This is a genomic window from Aeromicrobium sp. P5_D10 (genome assembly GCF_054049535.1).
Map to the genome: position 1 here is coordinate 126,416 of NZ_JBFUME010000002.1, position 14,991 is coordinate 141,406.

Here is a 14,991-nt window from a genome sequence, read left to right on the forward strand (position 1 = left end):
CCCTCAGTCCTTCAGCGGATGTGCTGTCTCGTTTTGCGGCATTCGCCCTAACCAGACTGCGATAGCCGCAAGGAGTACGGGTGTGAGGCCGGCCGCCAGGAACAGCGTTGAGATCGGGACTGTCTTCGCCAACAGCCCCGCGAGCATGATGGACAACGGCATGAAGGCGATGGACACGAAAAAGTCCAAACTGGCGACCCGCCCGAGCATGGCCAGTGGCACGCGCCGCTGAAGCAACGTTCCCCAGATCACCATGCCCACTCCGGTGCTGAAACCTACCGCGAAGAGCGCGCCACACATAACCCTGAAGGAACTGGTGAACCCGACGAGCGCAAGCGGCAGTGTGCCGGCGCCCCACCCCATCACCATCACCGTCAGATATCGCCGAGGCAGCTCGAGCGAGGACATAGTGAGTGAGCCGGCGGCGCCACCGAGACCGAAGACGGCCAGGAGTAGCCCGAAAAGGCGCTCGCTGTCGACGAAGTTCTCCCGTACGACGAACGGCAGGAGTACCTCGATCGGGCCCATCACGACCAGCGCCATGAGCGACGCGAACAGTAACGTTCACAGCAGCCAGCGGGTTCCGATGACGAACCGCAAGCTGTCCTTGAGATCCGACAGAGCCGATGTCTCGTGTGCGTCGGCATCACCTGATGCCGGCTCGTGGGACTTCTTCCGGTGCCAACACGGTTGGTAGCAAGGCGCTGTAGGCGGGATAGAAGAACGCGCTGCCGGCCCCGAGGGTGAATGCCGTGAGCGCAAGATGCCACAACTCGATCTTGTCGCTCAAACGGAGGATGGCGACTGCGGTGACAGCCGCTGTGTTCGTTATCCGGACGGCGATAACGATCCCGCGGCGAGATCGTCGGTCGGCCACGATCCCACCCGGGACGGCGGCCAGGAATAGGCCGGCGCTCAGACAGGCCGCGACCGCCGACAGCGCCGCTGGATCATCTCTGACGGCCAGAACCTGAAACACCATGACGATCGTCCACATGCCCGTCGCGAAGAGGGACAGTCCCACGACTGCGATCATCACAAGCTCCCCTCACTGCCACAGTTCGCGTCGGAGCCGGAACCGCGCAGATCCAGGTGGTCCCAACCGGCGATGTCGCGGCGCAGTTGCCGGTCGTGGGTCGCGATCACAACAGCAGCCGGGGTGACCTGAAGAGCCTCCGTCAGTTCCGTCACGAGGGCGATCGACAGGTGATTGGTCGGCTCGTCCAACAAGACGACATGGGGCCGCGCCGCCAGGAGCTTCGCTAGATCGAGTCGGCGCTGCTGGCCCATGGAGAGGTCCTGCACCCGCTTGTTCTGGTCTGCGGATGACAGGAGGCCCATGCCGGTGAGGGACGGTGGTCCTGCCGCGTGCCCGATGCCTTCCCGACTTAGCGACTGGACGTGGGCGGTGAACTCTTCTCTCGGCGTGCGGTCACGCGCGGGCGGGGACTCTTGAGCCAGGAATCCGATCCGCGCTGTGCGTGCTGCCCGGACCGTGCCGGAACTCGGCGTCAGGCGACCGGCCAGGACTGCGAGGAGCGTGGACTTCCCGGAGCCGTTCTCACCCGTCACAGCCAATCGTGATCCCGACTCGAGTGTCAGTGAGGTGCTCCGATGGAGTCGTCCCTCGACGCGGACCTCGTCGGCGGACAGCAGGAGCACACCAGGCCTACTCGGAAGCTCGGGCATGGAGAACCGCAGAGGCGGCACCGGGGCGGTGATGGCATGTTTCTCCAGATCATCTCGACGCCGGTGGACCGATCGGACCAGCGCGGGCGCCCGGGTGGCGCGCGCATGTTTACCCGTGCCTTTGTCAGGTCGCCATCCGGTACTGAGCCTGTTCTGAGCCTCCGACAGATCTTGAGTGAGCCGAGCGTGTTGCAGTCGTTGCTGCTCGTACTCGTTCTCCCAGCGGACAAGTTCCGCAGCTCGGCCATCCCGGTAGCCCTGGAAGCCGTCGCCGTAGGTTCGAGGCAGTCCGTCCAGGCTTGGGTCGAGGTCGACGATCGACGTCGCTACGTCCGTCAACAGTGCTCTGTCGTGACTGACCACGACCACCCCGCCGGGATGAGCTCGGAGACGCGCGGTCAGGAAGTCCAGTCCGGCGGCGTCCAGATGGTTCGTCGGCTCGTCGAGCAGAAGGAAGTCGTGCTGCGCGCCCAGCAGGCAAGCGAGTCGCACTCGGTAGCGCTGACCCACTGACAGTTCGTCGAGGCGAAGTTTGCGGTCCGTGACGGCGCCGAGGTTTTCCAACGCGATGTCGACTCGACGGTCGGCGTCCCACGCGTTCAGGCTCGCGGCGGTGTCGAGCGCGTCCGCGTAGGCGTCTTCGGCGCCGTGCGTTCCTTCGGCGATCGCCTGGGTGCTTGCTTCCAATGCGCTGAGCGCCGCGCGCGCGTCGGCGAGTTCGATGTCGATCGCGTCGCCGACAGTGCCGTCGGCCGAGACCGACATCTCCTGTTCGGCGAGCCCGATCGTGCCGATGCGGTGGACGGTCCCGTCATCGGGCGTCAACGTCCCGGCGAGGATGTGCAGCAGCGTCGATTTGCCGCGACCGTTTTCGCCGACGACTCCTAGACGAACACCGGGTCGAACGACTAGATCGACTGCGGTGAGGACGGTACGACCGCCCCGGTTGATGCCGATGCTGTCGGCGGTGAGTTGTGCTCGGGCGCGCGCAGGCAAGGAAATATGCGTGGTCATGCGGGTTCTCTTCTCCGGACGGGAGGCACCCCTTCAGCGCAAGACGGCGCGAGGAGTGCACTTCTCGGTGACTCGACCTGGTGAAGGTCGAAGGCGACATCAGACAGCCCGCTGGCTCACGTAGGTGAGAGGCGAGTCGTCCGGAGCGGTATCAGGAGAAGAGCAGAGATTGCATACGAGAAGGTTAGCCGAACGCTTCGTCCGACAATGACGAGGTCATTCGGGTGGCGCGGGTAGGCGCATCGATCGCTGCGAAGATCTGAGCGCGGCACCTTCAGGTAGTCGGGTGCTGCTTCAGATGCTCGAGAAGCTTCGACTCCGCGTGGGACAGGTGGTAGAGGCCAGCGCGCTTGGCCTCGGCCGAGTCTCCCGTGCGGATGGCGTCGAGGATCCGCTCGTGTTCGGCAAGGATCTCGGTCGCGTCGAGCAGGTGATGGCTTTGGACTTGCGCAAGGCACAGTCGCATCTCGTTGATGACCAACTCGTGCGCACGGGCCAGTCGGGTGCTGTCGAGGCTCGTGACCAGTGCGCGGTGAAATGCCACGTCGGCATCGACGATCGCCGTGACGTCGGAGCCTTGGGCCGTACGGGTGAAGGCCGCGTGCGTGGCCTCGACGATGTCCGAAACGCCGGTGCCCTCAGCCAGAATCTCGTAGCAGCGTGACTCGATGACGCCGCGTGCGAAGTACAGGTCTTGGATCTGGGGTGCTTCCAGGACGGGAACCCGGGCGCTGCGATGCGCGGTGCGCTCCAGGAGGCCTTCGCCGACGAGCCGCTCGATCGCGGCCTTGGCTGTTTGACGGGCGACCTCGTAGTCACCGGCGACAGACGTCTCGGTGACCGGTACGCCGGCCTTGATGTCCTCGGTGAGGATGCGCTCACGCAGGGAATCCACGAGGGCGTCGCCGACCGACTGAGTCGCGAGATGGATGGGCATGGCGGCTGTCCTTCGGGCCCGTGGTCGGCGGGCCGGAACAGTTTATCGGACGATGTGTGGACAACTAGGTTGGTCGTCGTGATAACTTGACGAACAATCTAGTGATGGAGGACACGTTGATCGAGGCGGAGATGACGCCGAGGGTCGTTCTGGCCCCGGACAAGTTCAAGGGGACGCTCTCGGCCCCTGAGGTTGTCGAGTCGATGCTGGCGGCTTTCGGCTCACAACCGGGTGAGGTCATCGCGGACCGCCTGCCCATCGCCGACGGTGGCGACGGAAGTGTCGAGACTGCTCTGTCGCGCGGGTGGACCCAGATGGTTCTGCCCACGACCGACGCGGGGGGAGTGCCCATCGGAGCCCAGGTCGCGGTGCACGAGAACCGGGCGATCATCGAGGTCGCCTCGATCTGCGGGCTCGGATCTCGGTTGCCGTCGGCCGCCGAGGCGGCAGATGCGACGACTCGCGGTGTCGGTGGCGTGCTGCGCAAGCTGGCCGACCGCGGGTTCGACGACATCACCTTGGCCCTCGGCGGGAGCGCGACGACCGACGGCGGGTCCGGTCTGCTGCGCGCGCTCGGCGCGGTCATGCTCGACGCTCGGGGTGAACCTGTCGTCGAGGGACTCGACGGGCTGCTTGCGTGCTCGTCGATCGACGTGTCCCCCGCGTTGGCGACGATCCGCGGACTGACGCTGACGCTGGCCTGTGATGTGGACACCCCGATGGTCGGCCCGGACGGCTCCGCTGAGATGTTCGCCCGCCAAAAGGGTGCTGATGACTACACCGTGGCCCAGATGTCACAGGCTCTGGCTCGCCTCGCCGCGATGGTCGAGCCGCAGGTCGATCGGGTCGGCGCCAGTTTGCAGGCCGGGTCCGGAGCGGCCGGTGGCCTGGCCTGGGCCGGTGCCCTGCTCGGCGGGCGGATCCGGTCGGGTGGTGAGGTGTTCTTGGACCTCCTCGACGCCGAGCGGGTGATCCGCGGCGCCTCCTTGGTCATCACCGGCGAAGGCCGTGTCGACGAGCAGAGCCTGCGCGGGAAGGCGCCGGTCGCCGTGGCCACGCTTGCGGCCCGACTCGGGGTGCCCACCGTCGCAATTGTCGGAAGCAACCGGCTCGCTGCGTCTGCAGACCATCCCTTCCGTTCGATCATCGCCCTCGACCGTCTCGACGCCGCATGCGCGACCGATCCTGCCCTCACACGGACATTGCTTCAGCAGGTCACCGCGCGGGTGCTTGCCGCCAATCTGCCCACCCCTACCGTCGCCGGAGGCAACTCATGACCACACACCGCCCCTGGAGCTGCGACACGTTCGTGGCCCTGCCCGACGCCACGGCGTCCGGTTCCGTCCTGTTCGGCAAGAACAGTGACCGCCCAGCTGGAGAGACCCAGCCGCTACGCAGCTTTTCGGCTCGAGCGGCCGGCGAACCACTTCAGCTCGCCTACGTCACGATCGACGATGCACCGTCTTTCGCGCATATCGGATCGGCGCCGTTCTGGTGCTGGGGACATGAGATGGGCGTCAACGAGCACCGGGTCGCGATCGGTAATGAGGCGGTCTTCACCCGACCGTGGGCCGCAGCCGTGACTGCTGAGAAGAACGGTGACGGCCCCGAGCCGGGCCTGCTCGGAATGGAGCTGGTGCGGTTGGGTCTCGAGCGTGGCGACTCGGCCCGTTCGGCTCTCGACGTCATGACCGGACTGCTCGAACAGCACGGCCAGTGGGGATCGGCGATGTTCGGGAATTCGCATGCGGATGGCTCGTACGACAATTCCTTCATCGTCGCGGACCCCCACGAAGCGTGGGTGCTGGAGACGATCGGCCGCGAGTGGGCGGCCCGCCGCCTGACGACCGGCGTCGAGTCGATCAGCAATGAGCTCACGACACGACACGACGCCGACCTGACGAGCGACGGACTGCTCGATCTGGCGCTGCGTTCTGGCGGGTGGGACCCCGCACGCGGCGAGCTCGACGTCGCCGATGCCTTCACCGACCCGCAGACACCGTTGCAGGTCTCGCACATTCGGCGACGCCGTTCGCACCAGATGCTCACCGCCGCAGCCGGTCGGGGAGGAGTGACTGTCGCCGACGCGAAGGCAGTGCTACGCGATCATCTGGAGGACTCGTTCCTCGGCGGACCGAGCCTCGACGCATCGCGGCCCGACTTCCACACCTTGTGCATGCACGAGCATCCGTCGGGTTTCACGTGGGGGAACACCGCAGCCTCGATGGTGGTCGAGCTGCATGACGACCCTGACCGGCCGGTGACGATTCTGTGGTCTCCCGTCACGCCGTGCACCGGTGTCTACCTGCCGGTGCATGTGAACGTCGACCTGCCACAGAGCACAGTCGTGCCGGAGCCGTCCGGTCCGGCGGATCCGCGCGGTCACAGGCAGCCCGCTCACGACGCTGCATCGGACTGGTGGCTGTGGCAACAGCTTCTCGATGCCGCCAAGGATCCGCTCGCACGTGACTTCACGGCCCGCGCCGCCACGATCCGTCGTGCCTTCGATGCACTGGAGGCGACGTGGGCGGCGACACCGCCAGATCCCGCTGACCTTGCGGCCTCGTCGGCCCGCGCTGTCGAGCAGGCGCGAGCGGCGGCTCATTCGCTTCTCCATGACTTCGGAGTCAACCCCGATGTCCCCGTCGACGAGCGATGGGCCGCCCCCACCGCCTGACGTCACGCCCTTCTGCACGACATCACCGTTCACCCAAGGAGACACACATGTCCAAACGTTCCGCCTTCCGAGGACCGGAGGCCTCGCTCGACGAGCAGATCGAGAGCTACTCCGTCGAGCGGGTTCCCGACGATAAACGCTGGCCCATCCCCGCGATCAGTCTCGTGCTGCTGGGCAACGCCACCGCGATGTTCTTCTTCTCCTTCGGCGCCCAACAGACCTTCCTGGTCGGCTGGCCCAAGATGCTGATTCCGATCAGCTACTTCTTCCTCGGCGCGATCTTGATCGGGTCGCTGACGATGCGGATGACCAGCCGTGAGGGACTCTCGCAGGGACTCATCTCCCGCGGTCTCGGGTTTGGAAGTCGCGGCGCCGCGATCGCCTCGTTCATCTACGCGCTCAACTTCATCTACTACTTCCTGTTCGAGGGCACGATCGTCTCGCACGCCCTCGCGTACTACTTCGACATCCCGATCGACTCACTCACCGGTATCGCGATCTTCGCCCTCATCGGCCTCGTGACGATCGCGTTCGTGTGGCGCGGGATGTACGCGATGTCGGCGCTGCAGACGTGGGGCTTCCCGATCTTCGTCGGCCTGATGGTGTGGGCGCTGCTGTCGCTCAACGACAAGCACGACGTCGCAGGTCCCGGGATGTGGGAGGCGACCGGACTGTCCGGCGGGGCCGCGCTGATGACCGCGATGAGCTTCGCCAACGGCCAGATGATCTTCCAGGGCCTGATGGCGACCGACTACGGGCGCTTCGCCAGCCGCAATATCCGCTACCGCGGAACCGGCACGATCATGTTCCTCGAGCTTGTCCCGATGTTCACGATCATCTTCCTCGGCGCGATGCTGGGCTCCACCCTGATCGGTGAGTTCGGTGCCGAGAAGGCGCAGGACCCCGGCTTCGTGTTCGTGCACCTGATGGGCTTCGCAGGCGTGGTCTTCGTCGTCATCACCCAGATCCGCATCAATGTCATGAACCTGTATGGCGGCTCGATCACCTTGTCCAGTGGCGTCGATGCGGTGTCGGGCTACCGTCCGGGCCGCCCGTGGTGGATGTTCGCGATCTGGCTGTTCGGCGTCATCTTCTATGCGACCAACGTCATCAACCACCTCGGCACGTTCCTGGCCATCACCGGCGTCCTCACCAATACGTGGGTGCTGATCCTCCTGGCCGACTACTTCGTGTGCCGCCGCTGGCTGGGGCTGGGTCGCTCCGAGAACATCGAGTTCCGCGAGGGCGAGGTGCGCGAGTGGAATCCGTGCGGGCTGGTCTCCTTGGCGGTCGCTGTGGGCATCGGCGCCCTCGGGATATTCGAGGTCTACCCGACCTACTACGCGTCCTTCATCGCGATGTTCGTCGGGCCGATCATCCACATCGCGATGACCGTGGCGACCAAGGGCCGGTACTACACGCCTGACTCGGCGCCCGTGGCCGCCAAGGCCTGAGCTCGGTACGAGGGGGCCGGTGCCGAACTGCGGTCCGGTCCTCTCACACTCTCAGCGCGGCATCTCTTCCCTCGAAGATGCTGTCCTCGATACCCCGTGGAGAGTAGGCGTCCCCGATCAGCACCACGTCGATGTCGGTCGACCGCAGCTCGTGGAACAGCGCGTCCTGCGCGACTGGGGCACCGATCCAGACCAAGGCGTCCAGATCGCCGATGTGTGCCGTCGTCCTGGCATATCCGGTGCGGACGACAAGAGCCCGTTCCGCGGTCTCGACGACATCGGTGATCGGGTGGAACTCGACACCGGCGGCGACCAGCTGTTCGTACTCGAGGCGCCAATTGGTCAACTCCAGGGCTGAACCTGGATACGGCGTCGGCGAGACATAGACGACTTCGGCGCCACGGTCGCAGAAGGCGTGCGCCACACTGATCCCTTGCCAGTCGCCGAGGGCGTCGTACAGGGCGATGCGACCGGTCATCGGCTCCTTGGTCAGACCGCGCCACGGGTCGAGTGACGGCAGCGGACCCCCGTCGAAGGGGTTGTCGGGCAGCCGAGAACCGGTCGCGATCGCCACGGTGTCGGGGGCGAGCGCCGCGACGATCTCCGCGGTCGCTTCGACCTCGGTGCGAATCGTGACGCCCGCGACCAGGCATTGTTGGTGGAGCCATTCGGTGATGTTGAACAGTTCTGACCGGGTCGGAGCGAGGGATGAGGTCAAGACCTGCCCGCCGACCTTGGCCGCCTTCTCCAGCAAGACCACATCGTGGCCGCGGAGTGCGGAGACGCGTGCATGTTCGAGGCCGGCGGGTCCACCTCCGACGACGACGATCTTCTGCGGCCGCTGGGTCATACCGACGTCCTCGGACATCCAGCCCTCCCGGCTCACCGCAGGATTGTGAATGCAGCGAATACCCTCGCCATGGTCGAGGTGTTGCAGACAGTTCATGGCTCCCACACAGGGGCGGATCTGCTCGGTGCGTCCGCTTCGCGCCTTTTCGGGCAAGAACGGATCGGCGATCAGCGCGCGCACCATACTGACGCCGTCGCACGCGCCGGCCTCCAACATGTCTTCGGCGGTTCGCGGGTGATTGATGCGGCCCACCAAGAACGTCGGCACCTCCAACACGCTCTTGATCGCACGTCCATATCGCTGCCACAGGCCGGGGGCGAAGGTCATGTTCGGCACGTTGCGAGCCGTGTTGAGGGCGTCCGAGTAATGGCCGACCGTCAACGAGACGTAATCGAGCAGGTCCCAGGAGCCGACAGTGCCGATGATCTCGGTCATGTCCATCGCGCTGGGCTCCCCGGGATCGAGGCCCAGCGCTGTCATACGTGCACCCACCGCGATATCGGGACCGACCGCTGCACGCACGGCGGTGAGGATCAGTTCGGCGAAACGCAGTCGGTTCTCCAGCGAGCCGCCCCAGTCGTCTTTGCGTCGATTGGTCCGCGGAGAGATGAACTGTTCGACCAGGTTCCCGTGGGCGAAGTGCAGCTCGACCGCCGAGAGCCCGCCGGCGCGACAACGGGCGGCCGCCGCGCCGAACGCGTCGACGAGGGCGAGGATCTCGTCGTCGGTCAGGGCGTGGGGGACCCGCCAGCCGGCATGGAAGTACTCGGCGGGCACGCCGGAGGGGGAGACGAAGACGCTGGCGTCCGGCCCGTGATAGCTGCCCTGGCTGCCGGGGTGGTTGAGCTCGGCGCCGTAGTGGGCTCCGTGTTCGCTCACGGCCTTCTGCACCGCCGCGTACTGCGGGATGATCTCGTCGGAGTCGTTGTAGAGGTCGAGATACCCCGGGACGACCGAGGTCGCTTGAGAGACGATGAACGCTGCCCCGCCGCGGGCACGCTCTCGGTGATAGTCGACCAGCTGATCGGTGTAGCGGCCTGCGTGCGCGTAACCGGTCTGGTGCGGCGCGTTCACGATGCGGTTCTTGAGGGTCATGGGCCCGATCTGCAGCGGCGAGAACAGCAGGGGGAACTCCGGGTGGTCCTCGGTCATCGCGTCGATCTCCTTCTACTCGGTGGGCTCGCTTGGGTGGAGACGGTACACACAACAAGCCCTGCATGCAATACTGCATGCAGAGAGGCTTGGAGGTCTGATGAGTACGGGATCCACGCGAGCCTTGAGGGCCCTGGACGCCGCTCACGTGCCTTATGTCGTGCGGCCGTACGAGCACGATCCCCTCGTCGCGAACTACGGCGATGAGGCGGCCGCTCGGCTGGGCCTCGCGCGCCAGCGGGTACTGAAGACACTCGTGGTCAGGGCGCCGCACGGATTGGTCGTCGTGATCTTGCCGGTCGCACATCGCCTCGACCTGAAAGCGCTTGCGGCGGCGCTGGGGGTCAAGCACGTGCGGGTGGCAGATCCCCAGGAGGCCGAGAGGTCGACGGGCTATCACGTCGGCGGCATCTCACCGTTCGGGCAGAAGAGGGCGTTGCCGACCTTGGTCGATGTGTCGGTGACATCGCAGCGGACCGTCGTGGTTTCGGCCGGAAAACGTGGTCTTGCGGTCGAACTGGCCGTGGTGGACCTGATCTCGGCGACTGCAGCGACCGTGGCCTCGATGAGTCGCGAGGCGATTTAGGGCTGTAATGGCAGGGGAAATCTCCGCGATACCTGCGTGGTCGTGATTTGTAACACGGAATTTCCTTGACGGAATGCGGTATCGCATACGAGACTGCATGCACCAACAAGGAGGCAGAATGTTGATTCCCAAGTTCACTTCGCGCATTGGAGCGGTTGCTCTGGCGGCCACGGTGGTGCTGACCCTGTCCGCGTGCGGCGGCAGCAGCGACGACGCCGGCAGCAAGCGCGAGATGCCTGCGGCCAATGCCGAGCTGAAGGGCGAGATCCACCTCGGCGCGGTCCTGCCGCTGACCGGCGTGAACGCCACGATCGGCAAGGACCAGAAGCGCGGCATCGACCTCGCAGTTGCCACGATCAACAGCAAAGCCGGTGTACTCGGCAAGAAGCTCGTCGTCGACGTCGAGGACTCCGAAGGACGGGCACCGGCCGCGATCCAGGCCGCACGCAAGCTCGTCGACGTCAGCAAGGTGCCGGTCATCATCGGTGAGTACTCGTCCGGCAACAGCATCCCGATGCAGCAGTACCTGCAGAAGCAGGGCATCGTCGGCCTCAACCCCGGCAGCTCATCGATCGATATGCGTCCCCTCGGTGACAAGCAGTTCTCGGTGATCGGCCTCGACGACGTCGCCGGCGCATTCACCGCTGATGCCCTGAACGAGTCGGGACACAAGTCGATCGCGGTCCTGGCGCCCAATAACGCCTACGGCTCGGGGATCGTCGCATCCGTCGCGGACGCCTTCGGCAAACTTGGCGGCAAGGTTGTCGGCAAGGAGCTCTACACCGAAGGGCAGGCCGACTACCGCCAGGAGTTGAACCGCCTCAAGGACCTCAAGCCCGATGCGTACGTCATCACGACGTACGGCAAGGACGGCGCGACGATCAACAAAGAGGTCTTCGAGCTCGGCATCTCCAAGGACCCCGTCTTCGACATCTACCTGTCGCAAGACGTCCCCGACGCCGATCCGGTCGCGGTCGAGGGACGTACCGGCATGGACGTCAACGCGATCGCCGACGCACCCGAGTCAATCGCCTACCGCGATGCCTACAAGCTCGCCTTCGGTGAGGACTTCGTGTCCTCGTTCAACGGCCTGGCCTATGACGCGGTCCTGATCGCTGCAGCTGCGATCAACGAGGCCGGCGCCGCCACGAGCGAGGCGATCGCCAAGGCGCTGCCCACGGTCTCGCAGACGTTCACCGGCGTCACCGGTCCGATCCTGTTCGACGCGGATGGCCAACGTTCCAAGCAGCCGTATGTGCTGGCGACCGTCAAGGACGGGGAGATCGTTCCCCAGTGATCACGTGTCCGGTCCCCATCCACCACCTCATCCAGAAAGCGACCTCATGAGCGAGATCTTGGTCGACGCGACCATCCGCGGCAGCCTCCTGGCGCTGCTGGCCGTCGGACTCACGATGGTTCAAGGGACGCTGGGCTTCGCGAACGTGGCGCACGTCGAGTTCGCCACGATCGCGGGCTACCTGGCCGTGGTGCTGACGGGGGCCGGAATCGGCCTCCTGGCCAGCTCCGCCCTCAGCGTCGTCGGCGTCGCGATCATCGCGATCGTGCTGTACAGAACGATCTTCAGGCGACTTCTCGCGGTCAATCCGATCATGGCGATGATCGGTTCGTTGGCCGTCTCGATCATCGTCCGTGCACTGATCCAGTTCTTGTTCGAGTCTCGACCGCGGACCCTGCCGACTGCGCTGGAACGTGGCATCGACATCGGCGGTGCGCTCGTGACCCCCACTCAGGTGCGCGTCGTGATCATCGCGACGGTGCTCCTGGCCGGGACATTGGCTCTGCTGCGGTGGACTGCGCTCGGCCGGTCGATCCGCGCGGTGGCCTCCAACCCCGAGCTGGCCGAAGTCGCCGGCCTCAACCGCGGGCGGGTCGTCGACGCGGTGTGGGTCCTGTCGGGTGCACTGGCTGCAGCTGCCGGCATTCTGCTCGGGCTCAACTCCGCAGTGTCCCCCGATCTCGGATTCAATCTGCTGCTCCCGGTCTTCGCCGCCGCGATCGTCGGTGGACTCGGCAGCGTCAAGGGCGCAATCATCGCGGCCTACGGCTTGTCGCTGATCGAGGGCATCGTCTTGCGAATCGACTTCGGGGACCTCGTCGACGGGGCCGGATATGTGGCCGTCAGCTACCGGCCGGCCATCGGGTTCGTCCTCCTCATCCTCGTTCTAGCACTGCGTCCCCAGGGACTCATGGGAAGGAAGGTGCGTCGTGCCTGACTACCTCATCGGAGTCGCGATCCTCTTCGCGGTCTACGGCATCAACGCCATCAGCCTCAATCTCCAGGTCGGCGTCACGGGCCTGATCAACTTCGGTCAGGTCGCCTTCGTCGGCATTGGCGCCTACAGCGTCGCGATCCTCTCGCAGCACTCGGTTCCGTGGCCGCTCGGCTTCCTGGTCGGCGGCATCATCGCTGCACTTGCCGGAGCAGCGGTCGGGCGTCTCGGCCGCACCTTGGCCAGCGACTATTGGGCGATCGCCACGCTCGCCCTGGCCGAACTCATCCGTCTGATCGCCCTCAACTCCGATTTCACGGGTGGAGCGCAAGGCCTGAGCAATGTCCCGAACCTGTGGTCCGGTCTGTCGGGCCGAAGCCGCGACCTGGCCATCCTGCTCACAGTTCTGGTCCTGCTGGGCATCGCCTATCTCATCGGTCGCCGCCTGGTCGACGGCCAGTTCGGAAGAGTGCTCCGCACGATCCGCGAGCACCAGGATCTGGCCGCTGCGCTCGGCCACGACGTCGTCAGCGCGAAAGTGCGGGTCATGGCGATCTCGGCTGCCATCGCCGCGGTGTCCGGCGGCTTCTACGCGATGTACATATCGTTCATCGGTCCTAGCCAGCTCATGCCGTTCGAGACGTTCCTGATCTTCGCGATGGTCGTCGTCGGCGGCCAGGGCAGCGTGCTCGGGGCGCTGCTCGGGGCAGCGCTCATCACGCTGCTGTACGACTCGTCGCGCTTCCTGAACGACATCATCAACCTGTCGGCCGATCAGGCGGCCAGCGCGCGAGTGCTGGTTGTCGGAGCGGTGCTGCTCGGATTCCTGCTGGTTCGCTCGCGCGGAATCGTCCCGGAGAAGGCAAGGATCTTCCATGCTGCACGTTGACCGAATCCACAAGAAGTTCGCGGGTCTGGTGGCCCTCGACGGCGCGAGCCTGCAGGTAGAGCAGGGCGAGTCGGTCGGACTGGTCGGTCCGAACGGCTCCGGCAAGAGCACGCTGCTCAACGTCATCACCGGCTTCGAGCGTCCCGACGACGGGACCGTCACATTGGGCGGCCGCGACATCACGAAGAAGGAGCCGTGGGCAGTGGCCGACCACGGCGTGCGCCGGACGTTCCAGCATGCCAACCAGCCCACCCGCATGACGGTCATGGAGCTGATGTTGGCCGGCGGGAGGCTGCCGGTCGGACAGTCGATGTTCGGCAGCATCTTCACGCCCGGACGGGTCAGGCGCGAGCAGGACGAAGCCTTGGAGAAGGCTTGGTCGATCCTGAGGCGGGTCAAACTCGACGCCCTGGCCAATCATCCGGGCGGCAAGATCTCCGGTGGCCAGCAGAAGCTTCTGGGTCTGGGCATGGCGCTCATGGCCGATCCGAAACTGCTGCTGCTCGACGAGCCCACCGCCGGGGTCAACCCCGCGCTCCGTGTCCAGCTGGCCGAACATCTGCGCGATCTGCAGGCCGAAGGTGTCACGGTCCTGACGATCGAACACGACATGCGGTTCATCGCCGATGTGTGCGACCGGGTCTACGTACTCGACAAGGGATCGGTGCTCACGACGTGTCGGCCCGGTGAACTGGCCTCTCATCCAGAAGTGCTGGAGGCCTATCTGGGTCGCAGCGGTCGTGACTCGGTCGAGTCCGCACAAGCGGCAAGCAAGGAGAACGTATGACCATCGAGTTGCGTGATGTCACCGCGGGATACGTCAAGGACGTCCCGGTGATCTGCGATGTGAGCGTCACGGTCGAGCCACACAGCATCACGACCGTGATCGGGCCCAATGGTTCTGGCAAGAGCACTCTGCTCCGGGCCGTGATGGGTCAGGTCCGCAAGATGGCCGGCGACATCCTGCTCGACGGCCAGAACGTCCTCGACACCCCGGTGTACCAGCGGGTGCTGACGCACAAGGTCGCCTTCGTGCCGCAGGTCTCGAATGTCTTCGGACCGCTCACGATCCACGAGAATCTGGAGGTCGGCGGCTCACGGCTGTCGCGTCGTGATCGGCGCGAGCGGATCGATGAGCTGCTGGAGACCTATCCCGATCTGGCCGCCAAGAAGAAGACCCGGGCCGAATTGCTGTCGGGTGGCCAACGCCAGTTGCTGGCCCTGGCCAGGGCGCTCATGACGAGTCCGACCACGCTGCTGCTCGACGAGCCGTCGGCGGGGCTGTCGCCGCGCATGATGGACGAGATGTTCGATGCCGTTCGGGCAACTCGCGATCTGCACGATGTCACGGTGCTTCTGGTCGAACAGAATGCCGTGCAGTCGTTGCAGATCTCCGATCACGGACTGGTGCTGGTGGCCGGACGTGTTGCGATGGCCGGTCCGGCCCAGGAGATCCTCGCCGATCAAAGCGTCGGCGAGCTGTACCTCGGCACCTGAGTTGCGAGGCGGTGC

14 protein-coding genes are annotated in these 14,991 nt (G+C 65.5%); 9 read left to right on the forward strand and 5 right to left on the reverse strand.

Annotated elements, in window-relative coordinates; all coding sequences use genetic code 11:
* Nucleotides 1-3 precede the first annotated feature (3 nt).
* The 4 genes from ACXJKC_RS02270 to ACXJKC_RS02285 all read right to left on the reverse strand — a co-directional run bounded on the left by ACXJKC_RS02270 (nucleotide 4) and on the right by ACXJKC_RS02285 (nucleotide 3,640).
* Nucleotides 4-543: an MFS transporter gene (locus tag ACXJKC_RS02270; RefSeq protein WP_456695049.1), complete on the reverse strand. Its 540-nt coding sequence runs from the start codon at nucleotides 541-543 to the stop codon at nucleotides 4-6.
* A gap of 103 nt (nucleotides 544-646) precedes the next feature.
* Nucleotides 647-1,036 carry an MFS transporter gene (locus ACXJKC_RS02275; RefSeq protein WP_456695050.1) on the reverse strand — a complete coding sequence of 130 codons (390 nt, stop codon included), beginning with the start codon at nucleotides 1,034-1,036 and terminating at the stop codon, nucleotides 647-649.
* Entirely contained in the window at nucleotides 1,036-2,703 is a 1,668-nt protein-coding gene (locus tag ACXJKC_RS02280) for an ABC-F family ATP-binding cassette domain-containing protein (RefSeq protein ID WP_456695051.1), read from the reverse strand. Before ACXJKC_RS02280 ends, ACXJKC_RS02275 begins: the two co-directional genes overlap by 1 nt.
* A 274-nt stretch (nucleotides 2,704-2,977) precedes the next feature.
* On the reverse strand, nucleotides 2,978-3,640 hold the full coding sequence (locus ACXJKC_RS02285) for a GntR family transcriptional regulator (protein ID WP_456695052.1): 663 nt from the start codon (nucleotides 3,638-3,640) through the stop codon (nucleotides 2,978-2,980).
* Nucleotides 3,641-3,744: 104 nt separating this feature from the next.
* Between ACXJKC_RS02285 and ACXJKC_RS02290 the strand changes: the two genes are divergently transcribed.
* From ACXJKC_RS02290 to ACXJKC_RS02300, 3 genes are read left to right on the forward strand one after another with little or no spacing between them, the layout of a single operon-like run.
* Nucleotides 3,745-4,917 carry a glycerate kinase gene (locus ACXJKC_RS02290; protein WP_456695053.1) on the forward strand — a complete coding sequence of 391 codons (1,173 nt, stop codon included), beginning with the start codon at nucleotides 3,745-3,747 and terminating at the stop codon, nucleotides 4,915-4,917.
* A complete protein-coding gene (locus ACXJKC_RS02295) occupies nucleotides 4,914-6,317 on the forward strand; it encodes a C69 family dipeptidase (protein ID WP_456695054.1) in 1,404 nt (467 codons plus the stop codon). The genes ACXJKC_RS02290 and ACXJKC_RS02295 overlap by 4 nt, the downstream gene beginning before the upstream one ends.
* A 47-nt stretch (nucleotides 6,318-6,364) precedes the next feature.
* Nucleotides 6,365-7,771 (forward strand): purine-cytosine permease family protein, encoded by a 1,407-nt coding sequence (locus ACXJKC_RS02300; protein WP_456695055.1) that lies wholly within the window; start codon nucleotides 6,365-6,367, stop codon nucleotides 7,769-7,771.
* Nucleotides 7,772-7,814: 43 nt separating this feature from the next.
* Here ACXJKC_RS02300 and ACXJKC_RS02305 read toward each other — a convergent pair whose 3' ends face one another.
* Nucleotides 7,815-9,773, reverse strand: a complete 1,959-nt coding sequence (locus tag ACXJKC_RS02305) for an oxidoreductase (protein ID WP_456695056.1) — start codon at nucleotides 9,771-9,773, stop codon at nucleotides 7,815-7,817.
* 100 nt (nucleotides 9,774-9,873) lie between these two features.
* Here ACXJKC_RS02305 and ybaK point away from each other — a divergent pair, with 100 nt between their 5' ends.
* From ybaK to ACXJKC_RS02335, 6 genes are all read left to right on the forward strand, one after another.
* Nucleotides 9,874-10,359 carry a Cys-tRNA(Pro) deacylase gene (gene ybaK, locus ACXJKC_RS02310; protein ID WP_456695057.1) on the forward strand — a complete coding sequence of 162 codons (486 nt, stop codon included), beginning with the start codon at nucleotides 9,874-9,876 and terminating at the stop codon, nucleotides 10,357-10,359.
* A 118-nt stretch (nucleotides 10,360-10,477) separates the two neighbouring features.
* On the forward strand, nucleotides 10,478-11,656 hold the full coding sequence (locus ACXJKC_RS02315; RefSeq protein WP_456695058.1) for an ABC transporter substrate-binding protein: 1,179 nt from the start codon (nucleotides 10,478-10,480) through the stop codon (nucleotides 11,654-11,656).
* A 46-nt stretch (nucleotides 11,657-11,702) separates the two neighbouring features.
* A complete protein-coding gene (locus ACXJKC_RS02320) occupies nucleotides 11,703-12,593 on the forward strand; it encodes a branched-chain amino acid ABC transporter permease (protein ID WP_456695059.1) in 891 nt (296 codons plus the stop codon).
* Entirely contained in the window at nucleotides 12,586-13,479 is an 894-nt protein-coding gene (locus tag ACXJKC_RS02325) for a branched-chain amino acid ABC transporter permease (protein WP_456695060.1), read from the forward strand. The genes ACXJKC_RS02320 and ACXJKC_RS02325 overlap by 8 nt, the downstream gene beginning before the upstream one ends.
* Nucleotides 13,466-14,266, forward strand: a complete 801-nt coding sequence (locus tag ACXJKC_RS02330; protein ID WP_456695061.1) for an ABC transporter ATP-binding protein — start codon at nucleotides 13,466-13,468, stop codon at nucleotides 14,264-14,266. Before ACXJKC_RS02325 ends, ACXJKC_RS02330 begins: the two co-directional genes overlap by 14 nt.
* Nucleotides 14,263-14,976, forward strand: a complete 714-nt coding sequence (locus tag ACXJKC_RS02335) for an ABC transporter ATP-binding protein (protein WP_456695062.1) — start codon at nucleotides 14,263-14,265, stop codon at nucleotides 14,974-14,976. The genes ACXJKC_RS02330 and ACXJKC_RS02335 overlap by 4 nt, the downstream gene beginning before the upstream one ends.
* Nucleotides 14,977-14,991 lie beyond the last annotated feature (15 nt).

What these genes read in the sequence shown, in the direction of transcription:
- ACXJKC_RS02270 (WP_456695049.1), bottom strand. Translation starts at nt 543, where the DNA reads ATGGCGCTGGTCGTGATGGGCCCGATCGAGGTACTCCTGCCGTTCGTC.
- ACXJKC_RS02275 (WP_456695050.1), bottom strand. Translation starts at nt 1,036, where the DNA reads ATGATCGCAGTCGTGGGACTGTCCCTCTTCGCGACGGGCATGTGGACG.
- ACXJKC_RS02280 (WP_456695051.1), bottom strand. Translation starts at nt 2,703, where the DNA reads ATGACCACGCATATTTCCTTGCCTGCGCGCGCCCGAGCACAACTCACC.
- ACXJKC_RS02285 (WP_456695052.1), bottom strand. Translation starts at nt 3,640, where the DNA reads ATGCCCATCCATCTCGCGACTCAGTCGGTCGGCGACGCCCTCGTGGAT.
- ACXJKC_RS02290 (WP_456695053.1), top strand. Translation starts at nt 3,745, where the DNA reads ATGGAGGACACGTTGATCGAGGCGGAGATGACGCCGAGGGTCGTTCTG.
- ACXJKC_RS02295 (WP_456695054.1), top strand. Translation starts at nt 4,914, where the DNA reads ATGACCACACACCGCCCCTGGAGCTGCGACACGTTCGTGGCCCTGCCC.
- ACXJKC_RS02300 (WP_456695055.1), top strand. Translation starts at nt 6,365, where the DNA reads ATGTCCAAACGTTCCGCCTTCCGAGGACCGGAGGCCTCGCTCGACGAG.
- ACXJKC_RS02305 (WP_456695056.1), bottom strand. Translation starts at nt 9,773, where the DNA reads ATGACCGAGGACCACCCGGAGTTCCCCCTGCTGTTCTCGCCGCTGCAG.
- ybaK (WP_456695057.1), top strand. Translation starts at nt 9,874, where the DNA reads ATGAGTACGGGATCCACGCGAGCCTTGAGGGCCCTGGACGCCGCTCAC.
- ACXJKC_RS02315 (WP_456695058.1), top strand. Translation starts at nt 10,478, where the DNA reads ATGTTGATTCCCAAGTTCACTTCGCGCATTGGAGCGGTTGCTCTGGCG.
- ACXJKC_RS02320 (WP_456695059.1), top strand. Translation starts at nt 11,703, where the DNA reads ATGAGCGAGATCTTGGTCGACGCGACCATCCGCGGCAGCCTCCTGGCG.
- ACXJKC_RS02330 (WP_456695061.1), top strand. Translation starts at nt 13,466, where the DNA reads ATGCTGCACGTTGACCGAATCCACAAGAAGTTCGCGGGTCTGGTGGCC.
- ACXJKC_RS02335 (WP_456695062.1), top strand. Translation starts at nt 14,263, where the DNA reads ATGACCATCGAGTTGCGTGATGTCACCGCGGGATACGTCAAGGACGTC.